This is a genomic window from Kitasatospora cathayae (assembly GCF_027627435.1).
Taxonomy (GTDB): domain Bacteria; phylum Actinomycetota; class Actinomycetes; order Streptomycetales; family Streptomycetaceae; genus Kitasatospora; species Kitasatospora cathayae.
The window spans coordinates 4,930,881-4,951,805 of record NZ_CP115450.1 but is presented as its reverse complement, the minus strand read 5'-3'; the positions used below and the strand labels follow the sequence as shown (position 1 = coordinate 4,951,805).

Sequence of the window (20,925 nt, the reverse complement as noted above, 5' to 3'; positions counted from 1 at the left end):
ACCATAGTTGGCCTCACCACGGTGATTGAGGGGGGCTCAGCGGGCCTTGCGGCGGGATCCCGGACGGCGCTCGCTGGGCCGGTAGACCGGCTCGCCCGCGGCCGTCGCGGTGTCCCGACGCCTGGCCCCGAAGTCTGCCAGCGCCTGGGCCAGCGCGGCGGCCGACGGCGCCGGAGCCATCACGTCGACCCGCAGGCCGTGCTCCTCGGCGGTCTTGGCGGTGGCCGGGCCGATGCAGGCGATGACCGTGACGTTGTGCGGCTTGCCGGCGATGCCGACCAGGTTCCGGACGGTCGAGGACGAGGTGAACAGCACCGCGTCGAAGCCGCCGCCCTTGATCGCCTCGCGGGTCTCGGCCGGCGGCGGCGAGGCGCGCACCGTCCGGTACGCCGTCACGTCGTCGACCTCCCAGCCGAGCTCGACCAGACCGGCCACCAGGGTCTCGGTGGCGATGTCGGCGCGCGGCAGCAGCACCCGGTCGATCGGGTCGAACACCGGGTCGTACGGCGGCCAGTCCTCCAGCAGCCCGGCCGCGGACTGCTCGCCGGAGGGCACCAGGTCCGGCTTCACGCCGAAGTCCACCAGGGCCTGCGCGGTGGTCTCGCCGACCGCCGCGACCTTGATCCCGGCGAACGCCCGGGCGTCCAGGCCGTACTCCTCGAACTTCTCCCGGACGGCGCGGACGGCGTTCACCGAGGTGAAGGCGATCCACTCGTACCGGCCGGTGACCAGGCCCTTGATGGCCCGCTCCATCTGCTGCGGGGTGCGCGGCGGCTCGACCGCGATGGTCGGCACCTCCTGCGGCACCGCGCCGTACGAGCGCAGCTGCTCGGACAGGCCGTGGGCCTGCTCCTTGGTGCGCGGCACGAGGACGTTCCAGCCGAACAGCGGCTTGGTCTCGAACCACGAGTGCGAGGCCCGGTGGGCGACCTGCTCGCCCACCACGGCTATCACCGAGGTCGCCGGGTCCACCGGGGCGGACACCGGCGAGGGCAGCACCCGGGCGGCCTTGAGGTCGGCCGCGATGGTGGACAGCGTCGAGGTGAAGGTGCGCTGACGGGTGGTGGTGCCGGACAGGGTGGCGCTGAGCGCCGACTCCGGCTTGCGCCCGTTGGAGACCAGCGCGCTCGCGGTGGCCGGCAGCTGGCCCAGGGTGGTGCGCACCACCAGGGTGGTCTCCGGCGCGCCCAGGTCGACCTGGGCGCCGGACAGCAGCTGGGCGCCGTCCACGAAGCGGACGTCGGTGCCGGCCGCGCCGCGCAGCGGGACGCCCGCGTACGCCGGCACGCCGACCGACTGGGCGACGCCCGGGACGACCTCGAAGGGGATCCCGTCGCCCGCGCAGCTGAGCATCTCCTCGGCGGCGCAGCCGTCCAGGCCCGGGTCGCCGTCGACCGTGCGGACCACGTGCTTGCCGGCCCGGACGGCCTCGGCGACCAGCTTGGCCAGGTCGAAGTCGGCGCCCTCGGCGACCGGGGCGTGCACCTGCACGCCGGCCGGGCAGTGGGTGCGCACGGCCGCCGCGGTCAGCGGGTCGGCGACCAGGATGTCGGCCGAGGACAGCACCTCGACCGCGCGCAGGGTCAACAGGCCCGGGTCCCCCGGGCCCGCCCCCAGGAAGGTGCACCGTCCGGTGGGCTGGCCGGCCGGGAACAGGGCATCGGTGGCGGCGGTGGGGCTCATCGGGCTCGCTCCCCCATCAGGGTGGCCGCGCCCGCGTCGAGCAGCCGGGCGGCCAGGGCGTGGCCGAGGGCCCGCGCCTGCTGCTCGGCGGTCTCGTCGAGGACGATCGGACCGTTGGCGGACATCTTCAGCAGGGCGGTGCCGTCGGGGTCGCCGACCACGCCGTCCAGCCGCAGTTCGTTCTCCCGGCCCCAGGTGGCCAGTGCGGCCACCGGAGCCGAGCAGCCGGCCTCCAGGGTGGCCAGCAGGGCGCGCTCGGCGGCCACGGCGACCCTGGTGGGGGCGTGGTCCAGCGCGGCGAGCGCGGCGGTCAGCTCAGAGTCGGAGGCGCTGCACTCGATCGCGAGCGCGCCCTGGCCGGGGGCCGGGATCATCAGCTCGGGGTCGAGGTGCTGGGAGATCTCGGCAGCGCGGCCGAGCCGGTTGAGGCCGGCCGTGGCCAGCACCACGGCGTCCAGCTCGCCACCGGTCACGTAACCGATCCGGGTGTCCACGTTGCCGCGGATCGCGACGGTCTCCAGCTGCGCCCCGCGGGCGCGGGCCCAGGCGTTCAGCTGGGCCATCCGGCGCGGCGAGCCGGTGCCGATCCGGGCCGGGCGGCCGGCGCCCGCCAGCTTCTCCACCAGCTCGTCCAGGGTCAGGCCCTCGGCCGCGACCAGGGCGTCCCGGACGTCCTCGCGCTCGGGGACGGCGGCCAGCACCAGGCCCTCGGGCGCGGCGGTGGGCAGGTCCTTGAGCGAGTGCACGGCGAAGTCGATCCGGCCCTCCAGCAGGGCGTCCCGCAGCGCGGAGACGAACACGCCGGTGCCGCCGATCTGCGCGAGCGCCTCCCGGGAGGTGTCGCCGTAGGTGGTGATCTCGACCAGCTCGACGGGGCGGCCGGTGAGCCTGGTCACCTCGCGGGCGACCATGCCCGACTGGGCCATGGCGAGCGCGCTGCGCCGGGTGCCGAGCCGCAGGGCGGCGGGCGGAGCCTGCTCGGTGAGCGGTTGACCATTCATGAGGTGATCGTCCCGGTGGTACTCGTGGGATGGCTGACGGTTCATCTGGTGCCCCCGCCCGAGGGCTGGGGCCGGCCGCCGACGGGCGTGCCCGACACGGCGTGCACGGCCGCCGGGTCGAGGTCGAACAGCTCGCGCAGGGCGTCCGCGTAGGAGGCGCCACCGGGCTCGGCGGCCAGCTGCTTCACCCGGACGGTCGGGGCGTGCAGCAGCTTGTCGACGACGCGGCGGACGGTCTGGGTGATCTCGGCGCGGGAGCGCTCGTCCAGCTCGGGCAGCCGGGAGTCCAGCCGGCCCAGTTCGGCGGCGACCACGTCGGAGGCCATCGCCCGCAGCGCGACCACGGTCGGCGCGATCCGGGCGGCCCGCTGGGCGGCGCCGAAGGCGGTCACCTCGTCGGAGACGATCCGGGTGACCTCGTCGACGTCGCCGGCGCCGGGGCTGGCGGCGTGCGCGTGGGAGAGGCTCTCCAGGTCGACCAGCAGGGCGCCGTCGAGCTCGTGCACGGCGTGGTCGACGTCGCGCGGCATGGCGAGGTCGAGCAGGGCGAGCGGGGTCTCGGCGGCGCGGACGGCCACCGCGGCGGCCACGTCCTCGGCCCTGACCACCACTCCGGCCGCGCCGGTGCAGGAGATCACCAGGTCGACGTCGGCCAGCGCCTCCGGCACCTTGGCGAGGTCGAGGGTGCGGGCCACGTCCGGGCCGAGGATCTCCACCAGGCGCTCGGCGCGGGCCGGCGTCCGGTTGGCGATCAGCAGGTCGGTGACGCCCGAGCGGACCAGGGTGGCGGCGGCCAGCGAGCTCATCGAGCCGGCCCCGACCACCAGCGCGCGCTTGCCGGCGATCTCGCCCGCGCCCGCGGCGACCTGCTCCAGGCCGAAGGTGACCAGGGACTGGCCGGCCTTGTCGATGCCGGTCTCGCTGTGCGCCCGCTTGCCGACCCGCAGGGCCTGCTGGAACAGCTCGTTCAGGCCGCGCCCGGCGGTGTGCTCGTCCTGGGCCTTGGCCAGCGCGTCGCGCAGCTGGCCGAGGATCTGGCCCTCGCCGACCACCATCGAGTCCAGCCCGCAGGCCACCGAGAAGAGGTGGTGGACGGCGCGGTCCTCGTAGTGGACGTACAGGTGGGAGGTCAGCTCCTCCAGGTCCACCCCGCTGTGGTGGGCCAGCAGCAGCGACAGCTCGGCGACGCCGGCGTGGAACTTGTCCACGTCCGCGTACAGCTCGATCCGGTTGCAGGTGTTGAGCAGGGCGGCCTCGGCGACGGTCGAGGACGCGGCCGCGTCGTGCAGCAGGCGGGTCGGGACCTCACCGGTCAGCGCGGCGCGCTCCAGCACGCCGACCGGCGCCGTCCGATGGCTCAGTCCGACGACGAGAAGACTCATGCCCGCCCCCCACAGCTCTCGGTGTTCATGCGGGCATCACCGCGGACAGCTCGCCCTCGCCGCCCTTGGCGGACTTGCCCTTGGTGGCCTGCTCGGCCTGGTCCTTGACCGTCGGCTCGGCGCCGCCGCGGCTCTTGCCGTTGCCGCCGGCCGCCCGGCGCAGCTTGGCCGCGGCCGCTCGGACCGGGCCGGGGGCGCGGTCCAGCACCGACTCGGTGCGGTCGGGCTCCTCCCCGGCCTTGCGCTGCTCGTGGAAGGCGAGGATCTGTAGCTCGATGGAGAGGTCCACCTTGCGCACGTCCACGCCGTCCGGCACGGTCAGCACGGTCGGGGCGAAGTTCAGGATGCTCGTAACGCCTGCCTCGACCAGCCGGTCGCAAACCTGCTGGGCCGCGCCGGGCGGGGTGGTGATCACGCCGATCGAGACGTGCTGGCTCTCGACGATCGACTCCAGCTCGTCCATGTGGCGCACCGGCAGTCCGGCCGCGGTGGAACCGACCACGTTCGGATCGGCGTCCAGCAGGGCGGCGACCCGGAAACCGCGGGAGGCGAAACCGCCGTAGTTGGCGAGGGCGTGGCCGAGGTTCCCGATGCCGACGATGACGACCGGCCAGTCCTGGGTGAGGCCGAGCTCTCGGGAGATCTGGTAGACGAGGTACTCGACGTCGTAGCCGACGCCGCGGGTGCCGTAGGAGCCGAGGTAGGAGAAGTCCTTGCGCAGCTTGGCCGAGTTCACGCCGGCCGCGGCGGCCAGTTCCTCGGAGGAGACGGTCGGCACCGAGCGCTCGGAGAGTGCGGTGAGGGCCCGCAGGTAGAGGGGGAGCCGGGCGACGGTCGCCTCCGGGATGCCCCGGGCACGCGAGGGTCGGCGCGCGGCGCCCTGGTCAGGCGTCTGCGAACTGCTCTGTGGTGATCGGCCGATTGCCACGGTGCTCCTGTGGGTGAAGCTGGGCTTTGGCAGCCAGGCTAAGCGTTTGTGAACGTGTGCACAAAGATGGTGTCCGATTTGTCCCCGCACAGTGATGCGCATCACGCCGTCGAACACATAGCACCGGCCTGCGTCAGCACGACCTCCGGGGCCGCGGAACCCGGCAGCCACGGGCCGTACGGCGCCTCCCGGCGCAGCAGCGGGACGGCGTCGCCGGACGGGCGAGAACGGGCCCGGCCCAGCCGCGGCCAGGGCACCCGGGCGGCCTCGCGCAGCGGGCCGGCCCAGTCGTCCGGCGGACAGGACGGGACACCCACGCAGTGCCGCAGCAGCTCGGCGGTCACCCGGGCGTCGCCGAGCGCGGTGTGCGCCGGGTACCAGCCGAGACCGGCCGCCTCCGCGCAGGCCGCCAGGCCGTGACCGCGGGCCTCCGGCAGGTGGGCGCGGGCCAGCCCCATCGTGCACAGCAGCGGGACCGGCGGCAGCGACACCCCGATCCGGGCGAACTCGCGGTCCAGGAAGGCGTGGTCGCAGCTGACGTGGTGACCGACCAGCACCCGTCCCGCCAGCAGCTCCAGCAGCCGGGGGGCGATCTCCCGGAAGCGCGGGGCGCCCTCGACGTCGGCCTGGCGTATCCGGTGGACGTGGGTCGGGCCGACCGGGCCCAGCGGGTCCAACAGGGTGGCGAACTCCCCCTCGGGGCAGAGCCGCTCGTCCAGCACCACCACCGCGACCTCGACCACCCGGTGCCGCCACGGGCTGCGGCCGGTCGCCTCGACGTCCACCACGGCGAAGCCCCTGCCACCGGGCAGGGCTTCGGCTGTCGCGGGGGTCGGACGGGGAAGCATGGCGGCACTCCTCGCGTGCTCAGCCCCCCACGGGCGCAAACGCGTTCGATCGTAAGCCGACCCGGGCGCCCCGCCCCAAGCCCGAACGGAGTGTCTTTGGCAACGATTCGGCGAACCGCCCCCGCCGGTCGGCGGGGGCCGCGGCACCCGGACGAACGCCGCCTCAGCCACCCTCAGCCGCCCAGCGCCCTGCGCAGACGGCCCTCGTCGACCCGCCAGAAGTCGTGCTGGCGACCGTCGATCAGGGTGACCGGGATCTGCTCCCAGTAGCGGCGGTACAGCTCCTCGTCCTGGGTGATGTCCCGCTCCTCGAAGGCCGCGCCCAGCTCCGCCGTCACCCGGACGATCACCTCCCGGGCCTCGTCGCACAGGTGGCAGCCGGGCTTGCCGACCAGGGTCACGGTACGGTCCGCCGGCTCGGGGCTCTTACGTCGCAGCAGTGGGCTCACCCCGTCATTGTGCCGTCACTCGCCCGCTCACCTCCGGGGCGCTTCGGACCCGGCGCCGACGGTCGGCACTCCCTCGCTCCTGCGTCACTCCCTCACTTCTCCCTCTCGGCACCGGCGCCCCCCTTCGGCTCGGGGCGGGTACTCGCCCGCTCACCTCCGGGGCGCTTCGGACCCGGCGCCGACGGTCGGCACTCCCTCGCTCCTGCGTCACTCCCTCACTTCTCCCTCTCGGCACCGGCGCCCCCCTTCGGCTCGGGGCGGGTACTCGCCCGCTCACCTCCGGGCCGCTTCGGACCCGGCGCCGACGGTCGGCACTCCCTCGCTCCTGCGCCACTCCCTCACTTCTCCCCCTCGACACCGGCGCACCCCTTCGGCTCGGGACGGGGCGTTCGGACGGGGCAGCTGTTCACCGCACGGGCACGGCTCCGTCACGGCCGCTCCCCGCCCGGCTGGATATGCTCGATGACATGGCCGTGCTCCGAAGGCTCACCCAGGCGAGACGCTCCACCACCGAGCGGAGCGCCCTGGCGGGCGAGGCCGCCGCCGCGGCCGCCGAGGCCGCGCTGCGCGCCGAGCCGCTGTCCCCGCTCACGACGGACGCCGCCGAGGAGAAGGCGACGACGACCACGGTGAGCACGGCGACCGCGGTCCCCGCGACGGGCAGGCCCGGGAAGGCCCCCAAGGCCCCGGCCGGCAACCACACCCCCGACCGGGACGACCCGCGCGCCGCCGCCTTCTTCGACTGCGACAACACCATCCTGCGCGGCGCGGCGATCTTCTACCTCGGCGTCGGCCTCTACCGCCACGGCTTCCTCACCCGCCGCGACATCGCCCGCTTCGCCTGGCAGCAGGCCATGTTCCGGCTGCACGGCACGGAGGACCCGGACCACATCTCGGACGCCCGCAACACCGCCCTCGGCATCGTCGCAGGGAAGCGCACCGCCGACCTGGAAGCGATCTGCGAGGAGGTCTTCGAGCAGGTCGTCACCGACAAGATCTGGCCCGGCACCCGCGCGCTGGTCCAGATGCACCTGGACGCCGGCCAGCGGGTCTGGCTGGTGACCGCCGCCCCGCTGGAGGTGGCCCGGATCATCGCCCGGCGGCTCGGCATGACCGGCGCGCTCGGCACCGTCGCCGAGGCCCGGGACGGCCACTACACCGGACGACTGGTCGGCGACCTGCTGCACGGCCCGGCCAAGGCCGCCGCGGTGAGCGCGCTGGCCCGGCGCGAACGGCTGGACCTCGACCGCTGCGCCGCGTACAGCGACTCGGCCAACGACATCCCGATGCTCTCGCTGGTCGGCCACCCGTACGTGGTGAACCCGGACGGCGCGCTGCGGCGGCACGCCCGGGCGCAGGGCTGGCGGGTGCGCGACTTCCGGACCGGGCGCAGGGCGGCCCGGGTGGGGCTTCCGGCGGCGGCCGCGCTCGGGGTGGCGGCCGGTGCGACGGCGGCCGCGGTGGCGCTGCGGCGCCGTCGCCGGCACGGCTGAGCGGGGTCCGGACCGGGGCCGCGGAGCGGCCCGACCCCGGTGCACGGAGGGGCCCGACCCCGGTGCGCGGAGCCGTTTCCGCCCCTCCCCCGCGCGGGTGAGCAGGCGTCAATCGGGGTCCTGACCTGCCCCCTCGTACGAGCGAACTCCCCACTCCCGCAAGGCCGTCCGGGTCACTGAACGAACCTGCCGGCCGGTGACCGGTTCTGATCGTTCGCCAGTCCCGGAAAGTCAAGGATTGCTGGGCCTCAAGGCTGGGAAACCGCCCGCAGTACCGCCGAATTGGTCACCCTGGGCGCCCAAACGGTCACGTTGAGCCGGATGAATGACGACATCTCCGGTCAGTGTCAGCCGAATATGCACAACAACTGGATCCCAAACGACCACTTCGACCACACGGTGTAGCTGTCATTGCACAAAGCGTTATTCTCTCCTGGATGCACGTCGCCCATGCATCCCGCTCGAACGGGTGCCATGGGGAGTGCTCTCCGCGCAGGCGGAGGTGATCCGTCCACAGTTCTGCCTCTGGGAGTCCCGTGTACCCACCCGTCCGGAACGACGTGCCTGCACCCTCCCGCCCGTCGTCCGCGCCCCTGCGCCCCCGCACCGACCTCCGCGGCCACCCGGCCGCCGAGCGGCAGATCTCCACCGGCCTGGAACTGCTGCGCACCCTGCTCCGCGGCCAGCTCGCCGCCTCGCCCCAACTCGTGCCCGCCGGCGCGCCGTTCGGCCACCAGCACGGCCCCGGCCTGGCCCTGCGCACCACCGCTGCCGGCTCCACCGGCACCGGCTCGCGCAGCCGCACCGGCAGCACCGGCGTCGGCCGCAGCCGCGCCCGCACGGCGCCCAGCCCCGGCTACGAGACCGAGCACAACCCGATCATGGAGCTGGTCGAGCGGGCCCAGGCCGGCGAGAGCGAGGCCTTCGGCCGGCTCTACGACCACTACGCGGACACCGTCTACCGCTACATCTACTACCGGGTCGGCAGCCGGGCCACCGCCGAGGACCTCACCAGCGAGACCTTCCTGCGCGCGCTGCGCCGGATCGGCACCTTCACCTGGCAGGGCCGGGACTTCGGCGCCTGGCTGGTCACCATCGCCCGCAACCTGGTCGCCGACCACTTCAAGTCCAGCCGGTTCCGGCTGGAGGTCACCACCGGCGAGATGCTCGACTCCAACGAGTGCGAGCGCAGCCCGGAGGAGTCGGTGCTGGAGTCGCTCTCCAACGCCGCCCTGCTGGACGCGGTGCGCCGGCTCAACCCCCAGCAGCAGGAGTGCGTGACGCTGCGTTTCCTGCAGGGCCTCTCGGTGGCCGAGACGGCGCGGATCATGGGCAAGAACGAGGGCGCGATCAAGACCCTCCAGTACCGCGCAGTCCGCACCCTGGCCCGGCTGCTCCCGCCCGACGCGCGGTGAGGCGGCGGTGACCGAGGGGGCGATAGGACGGGCCCCGGTCCGGCGACGGCCCGAGGGCCCGTCACCACTCCCACCCGACCGACACGTCCGGGTGAACAGTCGGTCCGATGATCAGCCGCGCGTAACCGACCGCCCGCACCGCTCGTTGGCCAGCGTGCAAGCCCCCACCAGGCGTACGGTCAAGCCGAATTGCGACCTGTCACCCGATGGAGTGGCTTTGGCCCGCCGGGGCAACCGTCCGGCAGGCCGGGGTGTCGACAACGACGAAGGGAGGTGTGGCCCGTGACGGCAAACGTGCTGGAGCACCGCCGGGCGAAGGCCTTCGCCGAGGCGCTGGAGGCCCACCAGGCGGAGCAACGCCGCGCGGCCACCGCCGAATCGGCCAACACCGCTTCCGCCGAGGCGGGTTCGGTCGCGATGGCCGAACTGGTGGGCCTGGCCGACGCATTGGGAGCGCTGCCCGGACCAGCCCTGGACCAGGAGGTCCGGACGGTCCAACGCGCCCAGCTGATGGCCGCGTTCGAGCAGGCCTTCGCGGGCGGGCCGGGCGCCGCGGTGCCCCGCCAGCGCCGCCACCGGGCCATCCGAACGGCGCCGCGCGGCCGGTGGAGCCGCCGTTTCGCGATCGGCGGGCTGGTCGCCGGGCTCGCCGTCGGCAGCCTGGCCGGGGCCGCCACCGCGAGCTCCAACGCCCTCCCCGGGGACACGCTGTACGGCATGAAGCGCGGCCTCGAAGGGCTCCGACTGGACCTCGCGGACTCCGACTCGGAACGCGGCGAGCTGCTGCTCGGCAACGCCGCCACCCGGCTCGGCGAGGCCAACGCCCTGGTCGGCCGGAACGATTCGACCAGCGGGCTCAGCCCGGTCACCGTCGACCGGGTCCGCCGGGCGCTGGACGACATGCACGCCGACGCCCTCAAGGGCCGTGACCTGCTGCGCTCGGTCTACCGCAGCAACGGCTCGCTGGACCCGATGCGCGCGCTGGCCGGTTTCGCCCACGACGAGGACGGCCGCTGGAGCGAGCTGCAGGGCCGGCTGCCGGTCCAACTCACCGAGCAGGCACACCTGGTGAACCAGCTCTTCGACGACATAAGCGAGGACGTCGCGCCCCTGCGCCTGGCCCAGCCGCCCGCCAAGAGCGGCGGCCCGGCCGGCACCGGAGCGGGCGACGACTCGTCCTCCTCGACCGCGGGCGCCCCGGCCGACTCCGGGGCGAACGGCTCCGGCACCACGCCCGGCTCCGGACGGTCCCAGGGCGGCACCGGCAGCCGTCCCGGCACCGACCAGGCCCCGCCCGCCTCCGGCACCGGCAGCGGGGGCAAGGGCGGCGGTCTGCCGAGCACCCTGCCCAGCAGCGCCCCGGACGCGGTCAACGGGCTGGTCGGCGACCTCACCGGAGGGCTCGCCGGCGCGGGCAAGCCCTCGCCGAGCGCCGACGCGGCCCCGCCGCAGCTGCCGCAGCCCTCCGGCCCGCCCAGCACGCCGGGCGGCGCCCCGCAGGGGGTGGACGTGCCCCCGCTGATCCCGGGCCTGCTGCCCGGGCTGCGGATCCTCGGCGGCAGCTAGGGCCTGTTCGGCGACGTGGTGTGACGGTGGCCCGGCGGAGTGCGCTCCGCCGGGCCACCGTCACACCGTTTCCGGAGGAGGGGTCAGAAGAACACCGAACGCCGCTGCACCAGCAGCTGGTAGAGGGTGTGCTGGATGGTCTCGCGCACCTCGTCGGCCAGGTCGAAGACCAGCATCGGATCGTCCGCCGCCTCCGCCGGATAGCCGTCGGTGGCGATCGGCTCGCCGAAGCGGATCGTCCACTTGGTCGGCAGCGGCAGCACCCCGAGCGGCCCCAGCCACGGGAAGGTCGGCGTGATCGGCACGTACGGCAGACCGAGCAGCCGGGCCAGCGTCTTCACGTTGCCGATCATCGGGTAGGTCTCCTCCGCCCCGACGATCGAGCACGGCACGATCGGCACCCTCGCCCGCAGCGCCGAGGAGACGAAGCCGCCGCGGCCGAAGCGCTGCAGCTTGTAGCGCTCGGAGAACGGCTTGCCGATGCCCTTGAAGCCCTCCGGCCAGACCCCGACCACCTCGCCGCGCTCCAGCAGCGCCTGGGCGTCCTCGTTGCAGGCCAGGGTGTGGCCGGCCTTGCGGGCCAGTTCGTTGACGCCCGGCAGCACGAAGACCAGGTCGGCGGCGAGCATCCGCAGGTGCCGGTGGTGCGGGTGGTGGTCGTGGATGACCACCTGGGTCATCAGGGCGTCCAGCGGGACGGTGCCGGAGTGGTTGGCGACGATCAGCGCGCCGCCCTCGGACGGGATGTTCTCGATCCCCTCGACGGTGATCCGGAAGTACTTCTCGGCCAGCGGACGCAGCAGCGAGAGCAACACCTCCTCGGTGAGCTCCCGGTCGAAGCCGAACTCGTCCACTTCGTAGTCGCCGGTGATCCGGCGGCGCAGGAAGGCCAGCCCCTCGGTGGCCCGGCCCTCCCAGCCCTTGCCGAACAGCCGGGTCGCCGCCGGGCCGAGCTGCCCGGACAGCGCCCCGCCGACGGCTCCGGCGAGCCGGTCGGCCAGCCCGGGGCCCTCGGGGGACGTCCAGCTGGGGGCGGTCTCGATCGGGATGACCTTGGCCTCGCCCGGCGCTTTCTCGGCGGCGGCACTCATCGCGGTTCAGCTCCTCGGGCGGCGGGGGCGGTTCGGTACGGCGGGCCGCTCGTGCGGCACGACCAGGGTGGCCAGCCGGTCGGTGACGGCGGCCAGCCGCTCGGGCGGCAGCAGGCCGGGGCCCAGGGCGGCGGCGAAGTCGGCGAAGGCCTCCGGAGTGCTGAACGCCGGGCGGTAGCCGAAGACCTCCCGCAGCCGGGTGGTGTCCACCACCCGGCCGTGGGTCAGCAGCCGCAGCTGCTCCGGCGAGACGTCCACCAGCCGGGTCTGCCGGGCCAGCGCGGCCATCCAGCTGACCGCGGGCAGCAGCAGCGGCAGGGTGGGGCGGCCGAGCCGGCGGGCGCACTGGGAGAGCAGCAGCACTCCCTCCCCCGCCACGTTGAAGGTGCCGGTGTTGACGGTGCCCGGGGCGGGCTCGTCGACGGCCCGGCAGAGCACCGCGACCGCGTCGTCCTCGTGCACGAACTGCAGCCTGGGGTCGTAGCCGAGCACGGTCGGCAGCACCGGCAGGGCGAAGTACTCGCTGAGCGGGGTGTCCGCGCCCGGGCCGACGATGTTGGCGAAGCGCAGCACCGTCACCGCGACGTCCGGGCGGCGCCGGGCGAAGCCGCGCACGTAGCCCTCCACCTCGGCCGCGTCCTTGGCGAAGCCGCCGCCGGGCGGGTCCTTCGGCTGGTTCCGCTCGCTGAACACCGCCGGGTCGCGGGGCGCGGAGCCGTAGACGCCGGTGGTCGACTTCACCACCAGCCGGCGCACCCCGGGGGCCTTCTGGCAGGCGCCGAGCAGCTGCATGGTGCCGATGACGTTGGACTCCTTCACCGCGGAGCGGTTGGTGGAGCCCAGGCCGGTGGCGCTGACGCTGAGGTGCACCACGGTGTCCACCCGGTGCTCGGCGATCACCCGGGAGACCGCCGGGCGGCGCAGGTCCAGCTGGTGGAAGGTGTACGGCGCGGCCGGGCCGTCCGGCTCCTCGACCGGCTGCCGCGGCGGCTGCACGTCCACCCCGACGACCCGGTCCACCCCCGGCCGGCGACGGACCTCGGCGGCGAAGCGGGCACCGAGATGGCGTGCCACGCCGGTGACGAGCACGACCACGCCCACGGTGCTGCACCCCATTCCCTCGACCGAGCGGCCTGCGTGCACCGTACCGCGCCGCCGCGCCGGGCCGTGAAACGACACCGCCCGCCCGGGCACGAAGCCCGGGCGGGCGGTGGAACGCCTGACCCCCGCGAGGGCGGGGCCGATGAGTTCTTCCTGCGCCGCCGAACCCCAGTGCGGGGGTGACCCCCGCGAGTGCGGGGCCGAAGCGCAGGCTCAGGCGTTACTTCTTGTTGCGGCGCTGGACCCGGGTCCTCTTCAGAAGCTTGCGGTGCTTCTTCTTGGCCATACGCTTGCGACGCTTCTTGATGACAGAGCCCACGGAACAACCCTCGCTCACTGAGACTCTCGTCCGTGAGAGACGGAGTCCATACGACTGACGTGAGGGCCTAGCCTACCGTCCGTGTGCCCGGGCCTGTAAATCGCACTCCCGGCAGCCGGGAAACTCCCGGGAAATCCGGGGCGAACGGGGGCGCGTCCACGGCTGCGGACGCGCCCCCGCCCGACCGGTCGGCTACGCGCTCTCGAGCCGCACGTACGACTCCTTGAGGTACTCGTGCACCGCCTGCTGGGGCACCCGGAAGGACCGTCCGACCCGGATGGCCGGCAGCTCTCCGCTGTGCACCAACCGGTACACGGTCATCTTGGACACCCGCATGACCGCGGCGACCTCGGCCACGGTCAGGAAGACGACTTCCTGCAGGGGACGCTCGACGGAACTCATGACCATCACCCGACCCTTACCCGTGTGCAAGGCACCGGCTTCCCCTCCGGTGACTCCACCGGCACACGTGTATCCCCAGAGTAGTTATGGGTGGTACCAGTGGGAAGAGGGGAGATGCAGTCCTCGTACGGTGAGAGATAGGACCGTTGCAGTACGTAGTCACTCGGCGGATCGCACCAGTGGGCGTACGCACGGCCCGCCCGACGCGCGGCCGGGGCGGCGGTTTCAGGCCAGCAGTCCGTGGTGCGGGAACACCGCGCGGCGGCTGGCGAGGATGGCCTGATCGAGTCGGTCGGCCGGATCGTAACCCGAGTCGAAGTCGCGCCAGGCCGGGCGGGCGCCGTCGGTCATCCGCAGCGGGGCCGGGCGGCGGGTGCGGTGGTAGACCTCGGCGCGCCAGGCCTCGGGGGTCTCGGTGGCCGGGTCGACGGGCCGGCCGGCGGCGGTGGCGACCAGGTGGGTCCAGCTGCGCGGGACGACGTCCACCACCGCGTAGCCGCCGCCACCGGTGGCCACCCAGCGGCCGCCGGCGTGCCGGTGGGCCAGCTCGTGCAGCTCCTCGGCGATCAGCCGCTGGGCGTCCACGGTGACGGCCAGATGGGCGAGCGGGTCCTCCAGGTGGGTGTCCGCGCCGTGCTGGGTGACCAGGACCTGCGGCCGGAAGGCGGCGAGCAGCTCGGGCACCAGGGCGTGGAAGGCGCGCAGCCAGCCGGCGTCGCCGGTGCCGGCCGGCAGCGGCAGGTTGGCGGCGGAGCCGGGGGCGTCCGGGCCGCCGGTCTCGGTGGGCCAGCCGGTCTGCGGGAAGAGCGTGGCCGGGTGCTCGTGCAGCGAGACGGTCAGCACCCGGGGGTCGTTCCAGAAGGCCTCCTGGACGCCGTCGCCGTGGTGGACGTCCACGTCGACGTAGGCGACCCGCTCGGCGCCGAGTTCGAGCAGCCGGGCGATGGCGAGGGCCGGGTCGTTGTAGATGCAGAAGCCGGAGGCCTTGCCGGGCATCGCGTGGTGCAGCCCGCCGGCGAAGTTCACGGCGTGCGGGGTCTCGCCGCGCCAGACCGCCTCGGCGGCGGCGACCGACTGACCGGCGATCAGCGCGGAGGCCGAATGGACGGCCGGGAAGGACCAGTTGTCGTCGGTGCCGAGGCCGTGCCGGGGGTCCGACTGCTCGGGGTGCGCGGCGGCGTGCTTGACCGCCTCGACGTACTCCCGGGTGTGCACCAGCCGCAGGGTGGACTCCCCCGCGGCCGGCGCGGAGCGGACGGTCACCCCGGGCCCGGCGTCCAGCCCGAGGGCCTCGACCAGGCGCATGGTGAGCGCCAGCCGGGTCGGGTCCATCGGGTGGCCGGGGCCGAAGTCGTAGGCGGTGACGGCCTCGTCCCAGAAGAGGTGCAGGCCGCAGGGGGTGTCACGCTCGGCTTCGGGCATGGCCTCCACCGTAGTGGGTGGGCGTGCACGGACGACCGCCAGGGCTCGCCCACCCACCGCGGGGGCCTAGGGGCGTGTCGCCGCGGCGGGGGCCACCACCGGTGCCGGGGCGAAGCGCTCGGCCAGCGGCAGCACGGCGAGCACCAGCAGCATCGGGGCGAGCAGCGCCCACCGGTACGAGCCGGCGTCCGCGATCGCCCCGACCAGCGGCGAACCGATCAGGAAGCCCACGTAGTTGAAGAGGTTGAGCCGGGCCACGGCGGCGTCCGAGTCGGCCGGGAAGAGCCGCCCGCCGGCCGCGAACACCTGGGGGATGATCGCGCAGATGCCGAAGCCGAGCACGGTGAACGAGGCGATGCCCGCCCAGGCGACGGGCGCCACCGCGGCCAGCCCGAAGCCGAGCGCGGCCAGCGCCGCGCCGCCGCGCACCACCGCGACCGCACCGAAGCGCTGCACCGCGCGGTCACCCAGGGCCCGGCCGAGCAGCATCGCGACCATGTAGCCGAGGTAGGAGAGCTTGGCGAGGTCCTCGCGGCTGCCCAGGCCGTCGGTGAGGTACTTGACGCTGTAGTTGGAGACGGAGGCGTCCGCGATGTACGCGAAGGCCATCGCCAGGCACAGCGGCAGCAGCGGGCGCCACGGGATGGACCGGGCGGCGGCCTCGGCGGCCTCCCGGACGGCGTCGCCGAGTTCGGCCGGTCCGGCGAAGCCGGTGCCGGTCAGCACCGCGAGCGGGGCGATCACCGCCCCGGCCGTGCCGAACAGCACCGGCAGCCCCAGGCCGTAGTGCGAGCCGAGGCCCGCGATCGCCGCGCCGAGGATGCCGCCGAGGCTGAACGCGGCGTGGAACCCGATCATGATCGAGCGGCCGTAGCGGTGCTGCAGCCCCACCCCCAGCATGTTCATGCTGGCGTCCAGCGCGCCGACCAACAGACCGAACGCGCCGAGCGCGAGGGCGAGTTGCCACAGCGAGTCGCCCAGCCCGGCGCCCGCCAGGCTGAGGCAGACCGCCGGCTGGACCACCCGCAGCACGGCCCGGGCGCCGGTGCGCTTCACCAACTGCTCGGAGAGGATCGAGCCCGCCCCGGCCAGGATCGGCACCGCGGCGAGGAAGACCGGCAGCAACCCGTCGCTCAGCCCGTACCGGTGCTGGATCTCCGGGATGCAGGTGACCAGCAGCGCGAAGGTGGTGCCCTGGAGCAGGAAGCTGACGGCGAGCGCGGCCCGCCCGGCGCGCAGGCCGACGGCCATCGAGGACGAGACGGGCTGCACGGACGGCGCGGCACTCATGCGGGACCTCGCTACTGGCCGGTACGGACGATGGTGGCCGAGAGCGTAGGGGTTGCGCCGCGATTGCGGGAGGGGTCGCGCGCGATCACTTCCCGCCGGAGGCCAGCTCCCGGGAACGGTCCCGGGCCGCCTCCAGGGCGCCCAGCAGCGCGGCCCGCACCCCGTGGTTCTCCAGCTCGCGGATGGCCGCGATGGTCGTGCCGGCCGGGGAGGTGACCGCCTCGCGCAGCTTCACCGGGTGCTCGCCGGAGTCGCGCAGCATCACCGAGGCGCCGATCGCGGACTGCACGATCAGGTCGTGCGCCACCTGCCGGGGCAGGCCGAGCAGGATGCCCGCGTCGGTCATGGCCTCGACCAGGAAGTAGAAGTAGGCCGGGCCCGAGCCGGACAGCGCGGTGGCCGCGTCCTGCTGGGACTCCGGCAGCCGCAGCGCCTTGCCGACCGAGCTGAAGATCTCCTCGGCGCGCGCCAGGTGCTCCTCCCGTGCGTGCGAGCCGCCGGAGATGACGCTCATCCCCTCGTCCACCAGCACGGGCGTGTTGGGCATCACCCGGACCACCGGGGTGCCGGCCGCCAGCCGCTCCTCGAACCAGGCGGTCGGGATGCCGGCCGCCGCCGAGATCACCAGCCGGTCCGGGCTGATGTGCGGGGCCAGCTCCTCCAGCAGGGTGCCCATGTCCTGCGGCTTGACGGCGAGGATCAGGGTGTCGGCCAGCTTGGCGGCCTCGGCGTTGGAGACGGCCACCACGCCGTAGCGGGCGGTGAGTTCGGCCGCGCGCTCGGGGCGGCGGGCGGTCACCAGGACGTCCGACGGGGCCTTGCCGGCCCGCAGCAGACCGGAGAGCAGGGCCTCCCCGATCTTGCCGGTGCCCAGGAAGGCGATCTTCTGTCCGCGTGCTGCGCTGCTGCCCATGGTCCGCTCCTTGCCTCGGTACTGCGGCCATCCTTCCACCGCGCGGCGGCGCCCGTCGGGACCGTCCGCTCCGTGGTCCCCGGGTACCGGGAAGCCGTCGCGAGGGCGGTCGCCCCTAGGGAGAAAACTCCGGGGTTTCCCCTATGGCCTCCCGGCCCGGGCAGGCGCACGGTGGAGGCATGGCACACGACGAGATGTCCCGACGTGAGAACCGGCAACTCGCCGCCGCCTCGGCGACGGTGGGCCCGTGGCGGACCGCTGCGGGAGTCGGTGCGGTGGTGGGGGCGACCGCCCTGGGGGTCGAGGCGATCTCCGGTGACTGGTCGCTGAGCATGCTGGCCGGACCGGCCGGCTGGGCCCTGTTCTTCCTCTTCCTGGTCGGCACCGTCGGCGGGCAGCTGCGCCGCGACACCACCGACCGACGGCTGCGCCGCTGGGCCGACGCGCACCCGTGGCAGTCGGCCCTTCCGGCGGCCGGCGGGCTGCTGGTGCTGAACACCCTGGCGCAGTACTTCCTCGGCGACGCCGGGCTGTTCGGCGCTTTCTTCATCTCGCTACTCCCGGCGGGCCTCCTGCTGGTGATCGCCGGGGTGGTGGGCTCGGTGAAGCAGGCCCGCGGCAAGGGCTGACCGGAGCACTTTCCCGGACAAGGACCGGTGAACGCTCCAGCCCCGCGCACGGGTTCACCACAAGGTGCGCCCCCGATCGACGAACCGTCACACCCCGTCGGCATACCGGCGCGATGCCGATAGCCGAAGATCCGGAATTACCTGGACCACCCGGACGATCGTGTGCAGGCAGCAGGACTGCCGCTTCTACGACCCGGCCAGGTTCCAGGTCAATCCGGGGAAGCTCATGATCGACAAGTCCGCGTCGGACCTCGGCAACAGCGCGTGCGGCGTCTACGACGGCCTGCTGCACCCGGAGTTCGAGCAGTTCGCGAGCCCCGATCCGGGACAGACCGGCCCCAAGAGCGACCCGTACGACCGCAGCAATGACCTTCCGACCACCGGCGGCGGAGACTGCGGCAGGGTCAGCCGCTACTGACGTCAGCGCTTGCGCTTCCCGCCGGGGCGGCCGCTGCGGCCGGCCCGGCGCTTGGCGTGCTGCTCGACGGCCCGCTCGTACGCGGCGCGCCGGACGGCCTCGCCCGGGGCCTCGACCAGGCTGCGGGCGAAGTAGGCGGCCAGGCTGCCGGCCCCGCCGATCAGCCAGACCGCGCCGAGCGACTTGTCCTCGGCCATCCAGCCGGTCAGCTGGTCCTTGCCCTCGGTGAGCACCTTCCAGGTGCGCCGGACGGACATCAGCGAGCAGACCGCGATCGCCGCGGTGAGCAGCCCGTTCAGGAAGCCGCCGCTGTCGGAGAGCGCGACGCCCTCGACGCCGAAGCGCAGCACCAGCACGGCGGCGGCGGTGGCGACCAGGGCGCCGGTCGAGACGCCGAGCCGGCGCGGCCAGTAGCCGTTGTCCCGGTCGAGCCAGCTGGTGCCGAAGAAGCGGATCGGCTCCGGCTCGGGGACGCCGGCGGGCTTGGGGGCGGGGGTGGGGGGCTGCTCGCTCACGCCCCCGATTATCACCCGGTCGGCACGGACGGCGGAGGAGCCGTCCCGGCCGGCGGGACGGCTCCTCCTCGTGACAGCAGGTCTCAGCCGAGCTTGCCGACGTCCCGGACGGCGCCCTTGTCGGCCGAGGTGGCCATCGCCGCGTAGGCCCGCAGGGCCTGGCTGACCTGGCGGTCGCGGTTCTTCGGCCGGTAGCCGTCCCCGGCCTCCAGCGCGCGGCGGCGCTCGGCGAGGACCTCGGCCGGCACCTCGAGGGAGATGGTCCGGGCCGGGATGTCGATGGCGATGGTGTCGCCGTCCTCGACCAGCGCGATGGTGCCGCCGGAGGCCGCCTCCGGGGAGGCGTGGCCGATGGACAGGCCCGAGGTGCCGCCGGAGAAGCGGCCGTCGGTGACCAGCGCGCAGGCCTTGCCGAGGCCGCGGCCCTTGAGGAAGGAGGTGGGGTAGAGCATCTCCTGCATGCCCGGGCCACCCTTGGGGCCCTCGTAGCGGATGACGACGACGTCGCCCTCCTTGACCCGCTTGGCGAGGATCGCCTCGACCGCGTCCTCCTGGGACTCGACCACGACGGCCGGGCCGCTGAAGGTCCAGATCGACTCGTCCACGCCGGCCGTCTTCACGATGCAGCCGTCCTCGGCGAGGTTGCCGTACAGCACGGCGAGGCCGCCCTCGACCGAGTAGGCGTGCTCGACGCTGCGGATGCAGCCCTTGGCGGCGTCGGTGTCCAGCGACTCCCAGCGCTCGGACTGGGAGAAGGCCTCGGCGGAGCGGACGCAGCCGGGGGCGGCGTGCCACAGTTCGACGGCCTCCGCGGAGGGCGAACCGCCGCGCACGTCCCAGGTCTTGAGCCACTCGGCGAGCGAGTCGGCGTGCACGGTGTGGACGTCCTCGTTGAGCAGCCCGCCCCGGTACAGCTCGCCGAGGATGGCCGGGATGCCGCCGGCCCGGTGCACGTCCTCCATGTAGTACGAGCCGTTGGGCGCGACCTTGGACAGGCAGGGCACCTTGCGGGAGACGGCGTCGATGGCCCGCATGTCGAAGTCCAGCTCGGCCTCCTGGGCGGCGGCGAGCAGGTGCAGGATGGTGTTGGTCGAGCCGCCCATGGCGATGTCCAGGGCCATGGCGTTCTCGAAGGCGGCGCGGGTGGCGATCGCGCGCGGCAGCACCGAGGCGTCGTCCTGGCCGTAGTGGCGGTTGGCGATCTCGACGACGGTGTGCCCGGCCTTCTCGTACAGCGCCCGGCGGGCGGTGTGGGTGGCGAGCACCGAGCCGTTGCCGGGCAGCGAGAGGCCGATCGCCTCGGTGAGGCAGTTCATCGAGTTGGCGGTGAACATGCCGGAGCAGGAGCCGCAGGTCGGGCAGGCGTTCTCCTCGATGATCGCGATGTCCTCGTCGGAGACGTTCTCGTTGACCGCCTGGGAGATCGCGTCGACCAGGTCCAGCTTGCGCACGGTGCCGTCGACCAGGGTGGCCTTGCCGGCCTCCATCGGGCCGCCGGAGACGAAGACGGTCGGGATGTTCAGGCGCAGCGCGGCCATCAGCATGCCGGGGGTGATCTTGTCGCAGTTGGAGATGCAGATCAGCGCGTCGGCGCAGTGCGCGTTGACCATGTACTCGACCGAGTCGGCGATCAGGTCGCGCGAGGGCAGCGAGTAGAGCATGCCGCCGTGGCCCATCGCGATGCCGTCGTCGACGGCGATGGTGTTGAACTCGCGCGGGATGCCGCCCGCCTGCTTGATGGCCTCGGAGACGATCCGGCCGACCGGCTGGAGGTGGGTGTGGCCGGGGACGAACTCGGTGAAGGAGTTGGCGACCGCGATGATCGGCTTGCCGAAGTCCTCGCGGGCTACGCCGGCGGCCCGGAGAAGCGCCCGGGCGCCTGCCATGTTGCGACCGTGGGTGACCGTACGGGACCTCAGCTCGGGCACTGTGCTCCACTCCTTCGGGGCTGTCGCCGGCGCCCGCCGGTGAGGAGGGTGCGGGGGCCGTGTGGCTTACGAGCCTACGCCCGCCGTCCGGCCGGCGGACGGCGCGTCCGCGATGCGGGCAGCCGGCGGGCG

At 73.9% G+C, this 20,925-nt stretch carries 20 protein-coding genes; 5 read left to right on the top strand and 15 right to left on the bottom strand.

Annotation, left to right across the window (positions count from 1 at the left end; translation table 11 throughout):
• Positions 1 to 36 precede the first annotated feature (36 nt).
• From O1G21_RS22030 to O1G21_RS22005, 6 genes are all read right to left on the bottom strand, one after another.
• On the bottom strand, positions 37 to 1,683 hold the full coding sequence (locus O1G21_RS22030; RefSeq protein ID WP_270146294.1) for a bifunctional uroporphyrinogen-III C-methyltransferase/uroporphyrinogen-III synthase: 1,647 nt from the start codon (positions 1,681 to 1,683) through the stop codon (positions 37 to 39).
• Positions 1,680 to 2,684, bottom strand: coding sequence for a hydroxymethylbilane synthase (hemC, locus tag O1G21_RS22025; RefSeq protein ID WP_270146292.1), 1,005 nt, complete (start codon positions 2,682 to 2,684; stop codon positions 1,680 to 1,682). The genes O1G21_RS22030 and hemC overlap by 4 nt, the downstream gene beginning before the upstream one ends.
• A gap of 41 nt (positions 2,685 to 2,725) precedes the next feature.
• Positions 2,726 to 4,066: a glutamyl-tRNA reductase gene (locus O1G21_RS22020; RefSeq protein WP_270146290.1), complete on the bottom strand. Its 1,341-nt coding sequence runs from the start codon at positions 4,064 to 4,066 to the stop codon at positions 2,726 to 2,728.
• Between the two features lie 25 nt (positions 4,067 to 4,091).
• A complete protein-coding gene (locus tag O1G21_RS22015) occupies positions 4,092 to 4,988 on the bottom strand; it encodes a redox-sensing transcriptional repressor Rex (protein ID WP_270151170.1) in 897 nt (298 codons plus the stop codon).
• A gap of 107 nt (positions 4,989 to 5,095) precedes the next feature.
• Positions 5,096 to 5,842, bottom strand: coding sequence for a 3'-5' exonuclease (locus O1G21_RS22010; protein WP_270146288.1), 747 nt, complete (start codon positions 5,840 to 5,842; stop codon positions 5,096 to 5,098).
• Positions 5,843 to 6,015: 173 nt separating this feature from the next.
• Positions 6,016 to 6,291, bottom strand: coding sequence for a glutaredoxin family protein (locus tag O1G21_RS22005; protein WP_270146286.1), 276 nt, complete (start codon positions 6,289 to 6,291; stop codon positions 6,016 to 6,018).
• A 467-nt stretch (positions 6,292 to 6,758) separates the two neighbouring features.
• Between O1G21_RS22005 and O1G21_RS22000 the strand changes: the two genes are divergently transcribed.
• The 3 genes from O1G21_RS22000 (at position 6,759) to O1G21_RS21990 (ending at position 10,765) form a co-directional block, all read left to right on the top strand.
• Entirely contained in the window at positions 6,759 to 7,784 is a 1,026-nt protein-coding gene (locus tag O1G21_RS22000; RefSeq protein WP_270146284.1) for an HAD family hydrolase, read from the top strand.
• 641 nt (positions 7,785 to 8,425) lie between these two features.
• Complete coding sequence (locus O1G21_RS21995) at positions 8,426 to 9,199, top strand: ECF subfamily RNA polymerase sigma factor, BldN family (RefSeq protein ID WP_405000822.1); 774 nt, start codon at positions 8,426 to 8,428, stop codon at positions 9,197 to 9,199.
• Between the two features lie 282 nt (positions 9,200 to 9,481).
• Positions 9,482 to 10,765: a DUF5667 domain-containing protein gene (locus O1G21_RS21990; RefSeq protein ID WP_270146281.1), complete on the top strand. Its 1,284-nt coding sequence runs from the start codon at positions 9,482 to 9,484 to the stop codon at positions 10,763 to 10,765.
• An 83-nt stretch (positions 10,766 to 10,848) separates the two neighbouring features.
• On the opposite strand, the gene O1G21_RS21985 is transcribed toward O1G21_RS21990, so the two are convergent.
• The 7 genes from O1G21_RS21985 to proC form a co-directional block, all read right to left on the bottom strand.
• Positions 10,849 to 11,856: a lysophospholipid acyltransferase family protein gene (locus O1G21_RS21985; RefSeq protein ID WP_270146279.1), complete on the bottom strand. Its 1,008-nt coding sequence runs from the start codon at positions 11,854 to 11,856 to the stop codon at positions 10,849 to 10,851.
• Positions 11,857 to 11,862: 6 nt separating this feature from the next.
• Entirely contained in the window at positions 11,863 to 12,957 is a 1,095-nt protein-coding gene (locus tag O1G21_RS21980; RefSeq protein WP_270146277.1) for an NAD-dependent epimerase/dehydratase family protein, read from the bottom strand.
• A gap of 220 nt (positions 12,958 to 13,177) precedes the next feature.
• Positions 13,178 to 13,276, bottom strand: a complete 99-nt coding sequence (locus tag O1G21_RS21975) for a 30S ribosomal protein bS22 (RefSeq protein WP_003948845.1) — start codon at positions 13,274 to 13,276, stop codon at positions 13,178 to 13,180.
• A 192-nt stretch (positions 13,277 to 13,468) separates the two neighbouring features.
• The gene (locus O1G21_RS21970; RefSeq protein WP_045699258.1) at positions 13,469 to 13,678 is read right to left on the bottom strand and encodes a helix-turn-helix domain-containing protein; all 210 of its coding nucleotides are present in this window, start codon (positions 13,676 to 13,678) and stop codon (positions 13,469 to 13,471) included.
• A 225-nt stretch (positions 13,679 to 13,903) separates the two neighbouring features.
• A complete protein-coding gene (locus O1G21_RS21965; RefSeq protein ID WP_270146273.1) occupies positions 13,904 to 15,100 on the bottom strand; it encodes an acetoin utilization protein AcuC in 1,197 nt (398 codons plus the stop codon).
• Positions 15,101 to 15,166: 66 nt separating this feature from the next.
• Positions 15,167 to 16,390 carry an MFS transporter gene (locus O1G21_RS21960; RefSeq protein ID WP_270146271.1) on the bottom strand — a complete coding sequence of 408 codons (1,224 nt, stop codon included), beginning with the start codon at positions 16,388 to 16,390 and terminating at the stop codon, positions 15,167 to 15,169.
• Positions 16,391 to 16,475: 85 nt separating this feature from the next.
• The gene (gene proC / locus O1G21_RS21955; RefSeq protein WP_270146269.1) at positions 16,476 to 17,303 is read right to left on the bottom strand and encodes a pyrroline-5-carboxylate reductase; all 828 of its coding nucleotides are present in this window, start codon (positions 17,301 to 17,303) and stop codon (positions 16,476 to 16,478) included.
• Positions 17,304 to 17,482: 179 nt separating this feature from the next.
• On the opposite strand from proC, the gene O1G21_RS21950 reads away from it, so the two are divergent.
• Both O1G21_RS21950 and O1G21_RS21945 read left to right on the top strand, forming a co-directional pair.
• A complete protein-coding gene (locus tag O1G21_RS21950; protein ID WP_270146267.1) occupies positions 17,483 to 17,932 on the top strand; it encodes a hypothetical protein in 450 nt (149 codons plus the stop codon).
• 160 nt (positions 17,933 to 18,092) lie between these two features.
• Positions 18,093 to 18,350: a hypothetical protein gene (locus O1G21_RS21945; protein ID WP_270146265.1), complete on the top strand. Its 258-nt coding sequence runs from the start codon at positions 18,093 to 18,095 to the stop codon at positions 18,348 to 18,350.
• Between the two features lie 2 nt (positions 18,351 to 18,352).
• Here O1G21_RS21945 and O1G21_RS21940 read toward each other — a convergent pair whose 3' ends face one another.
• Together O1G21_RS21940 and ilvD are read right to left on the bottom strand one after the other, a co-directional pair.
• On the bottom strand, positions 18,353 to 18,865 hold the full coding sequence (locus O1G21_RS21940) for an EamA/RhaT family transporter (RefSeq protein ID WP_270146264.1): 513 nt from the start codon (positions 18,863 to 18,865) through the stop codon (positions 18,353 to 18,355).
• Between the two features lie 83 nt (positions 18,866 to 18,948).
• The gene (gene ilvD, locus O1G21_RS21935; protein ID WP_270146262.1) at positions 18,949 to 20,793 is read right to left on the bottom strand and encodes a dihydroxy-acid dehydratase; all 1,845 of its coding nucleotides are present in this window, start codon (positions 20,791 to 20,793) and stop codon (positions 18,949 to 18,951) included.
• Between the last annotated feature and the right edge of the window lie 132 nt (positions 20,794 to 20,925).

Coding starts and splice junctions, on each gene's coding strand:
- O1G21_RS22030 (WP_270146294.1), bottom strand. CDS start 1,683: ATGAGCCCCACCGCCGCCACCGATGCCCTGTTCCCGGCCGGCCAGCCC.
- hemC (WP_270146292.1), bottom strand. CDS start 2,684: ATGAATGGTCAACCGCTCACCGAGCAGGCTCCGCCCGCCGCCCTGCGG.
- O1G21_RS22020 (WP_270146290.1), bottom strand. CDS start 4,066: ATGAGTCTTCTCGTCGTCGGACTGAGCCATCGGACGGCGCCGGTCGGC.
- O1G21_RS22010 (WP_270146288.1), bottom strand. CDS start 5,842: ATGCTTCCCCGTCCGACCCCCGCGACAGCCGAAGCCCTGCCCGGTGGC.
- O1G21_RS22000 (WP_270146284.1), top strand. CDS start 6,759: ATGGCCGTGCTCCGAAGGCTCACCCAGGCGAGACGCTCCACCACCGAG.
- O1G21_RS21985 (WP_270146279.1), bottom strand. CDS start 11,856: ATGAGTGCCGCCGCCGAGAAAGCGCCGGGCGAGGCCAAGGTCATCCCG.
- O1G21_RS21970 (WP_045699258.1), bottom strand. CDS start 13,678: ATGAGTTCCGTCGAGCGTCCCCTGCAGGAAGTCGTCTTCCTGACCGTG.
- O1G21_RS21965 (WP_270146273.1), bottom strand. CDS start 15,100: ATGCCCGAAGCCGAGCGTGACACCCCCTGCGGCCTGCACCTCTTCTGG.
- O1G21_RS21960 (WP_270146271.1), bottom strand. CDS start 16,390: ATGAGTGCCGCGCCGTCCGTGCAGCCCGTCTCGTCCTCGATGGCCGTC.
- proC (WP_270146269.1), bottom strand. CDS start 17,303: ATGGGCAGCAGCGCAGCACGCGGACAGAAGATCGCCTTCCTGGGCACC.
- O1G21_RS21950 (WP_270146267.1), top strand. CDS start 17,483: ATGGCACACGACGAGATGTCCCGACGTGAGAACCGGCAACTCGCCGCC.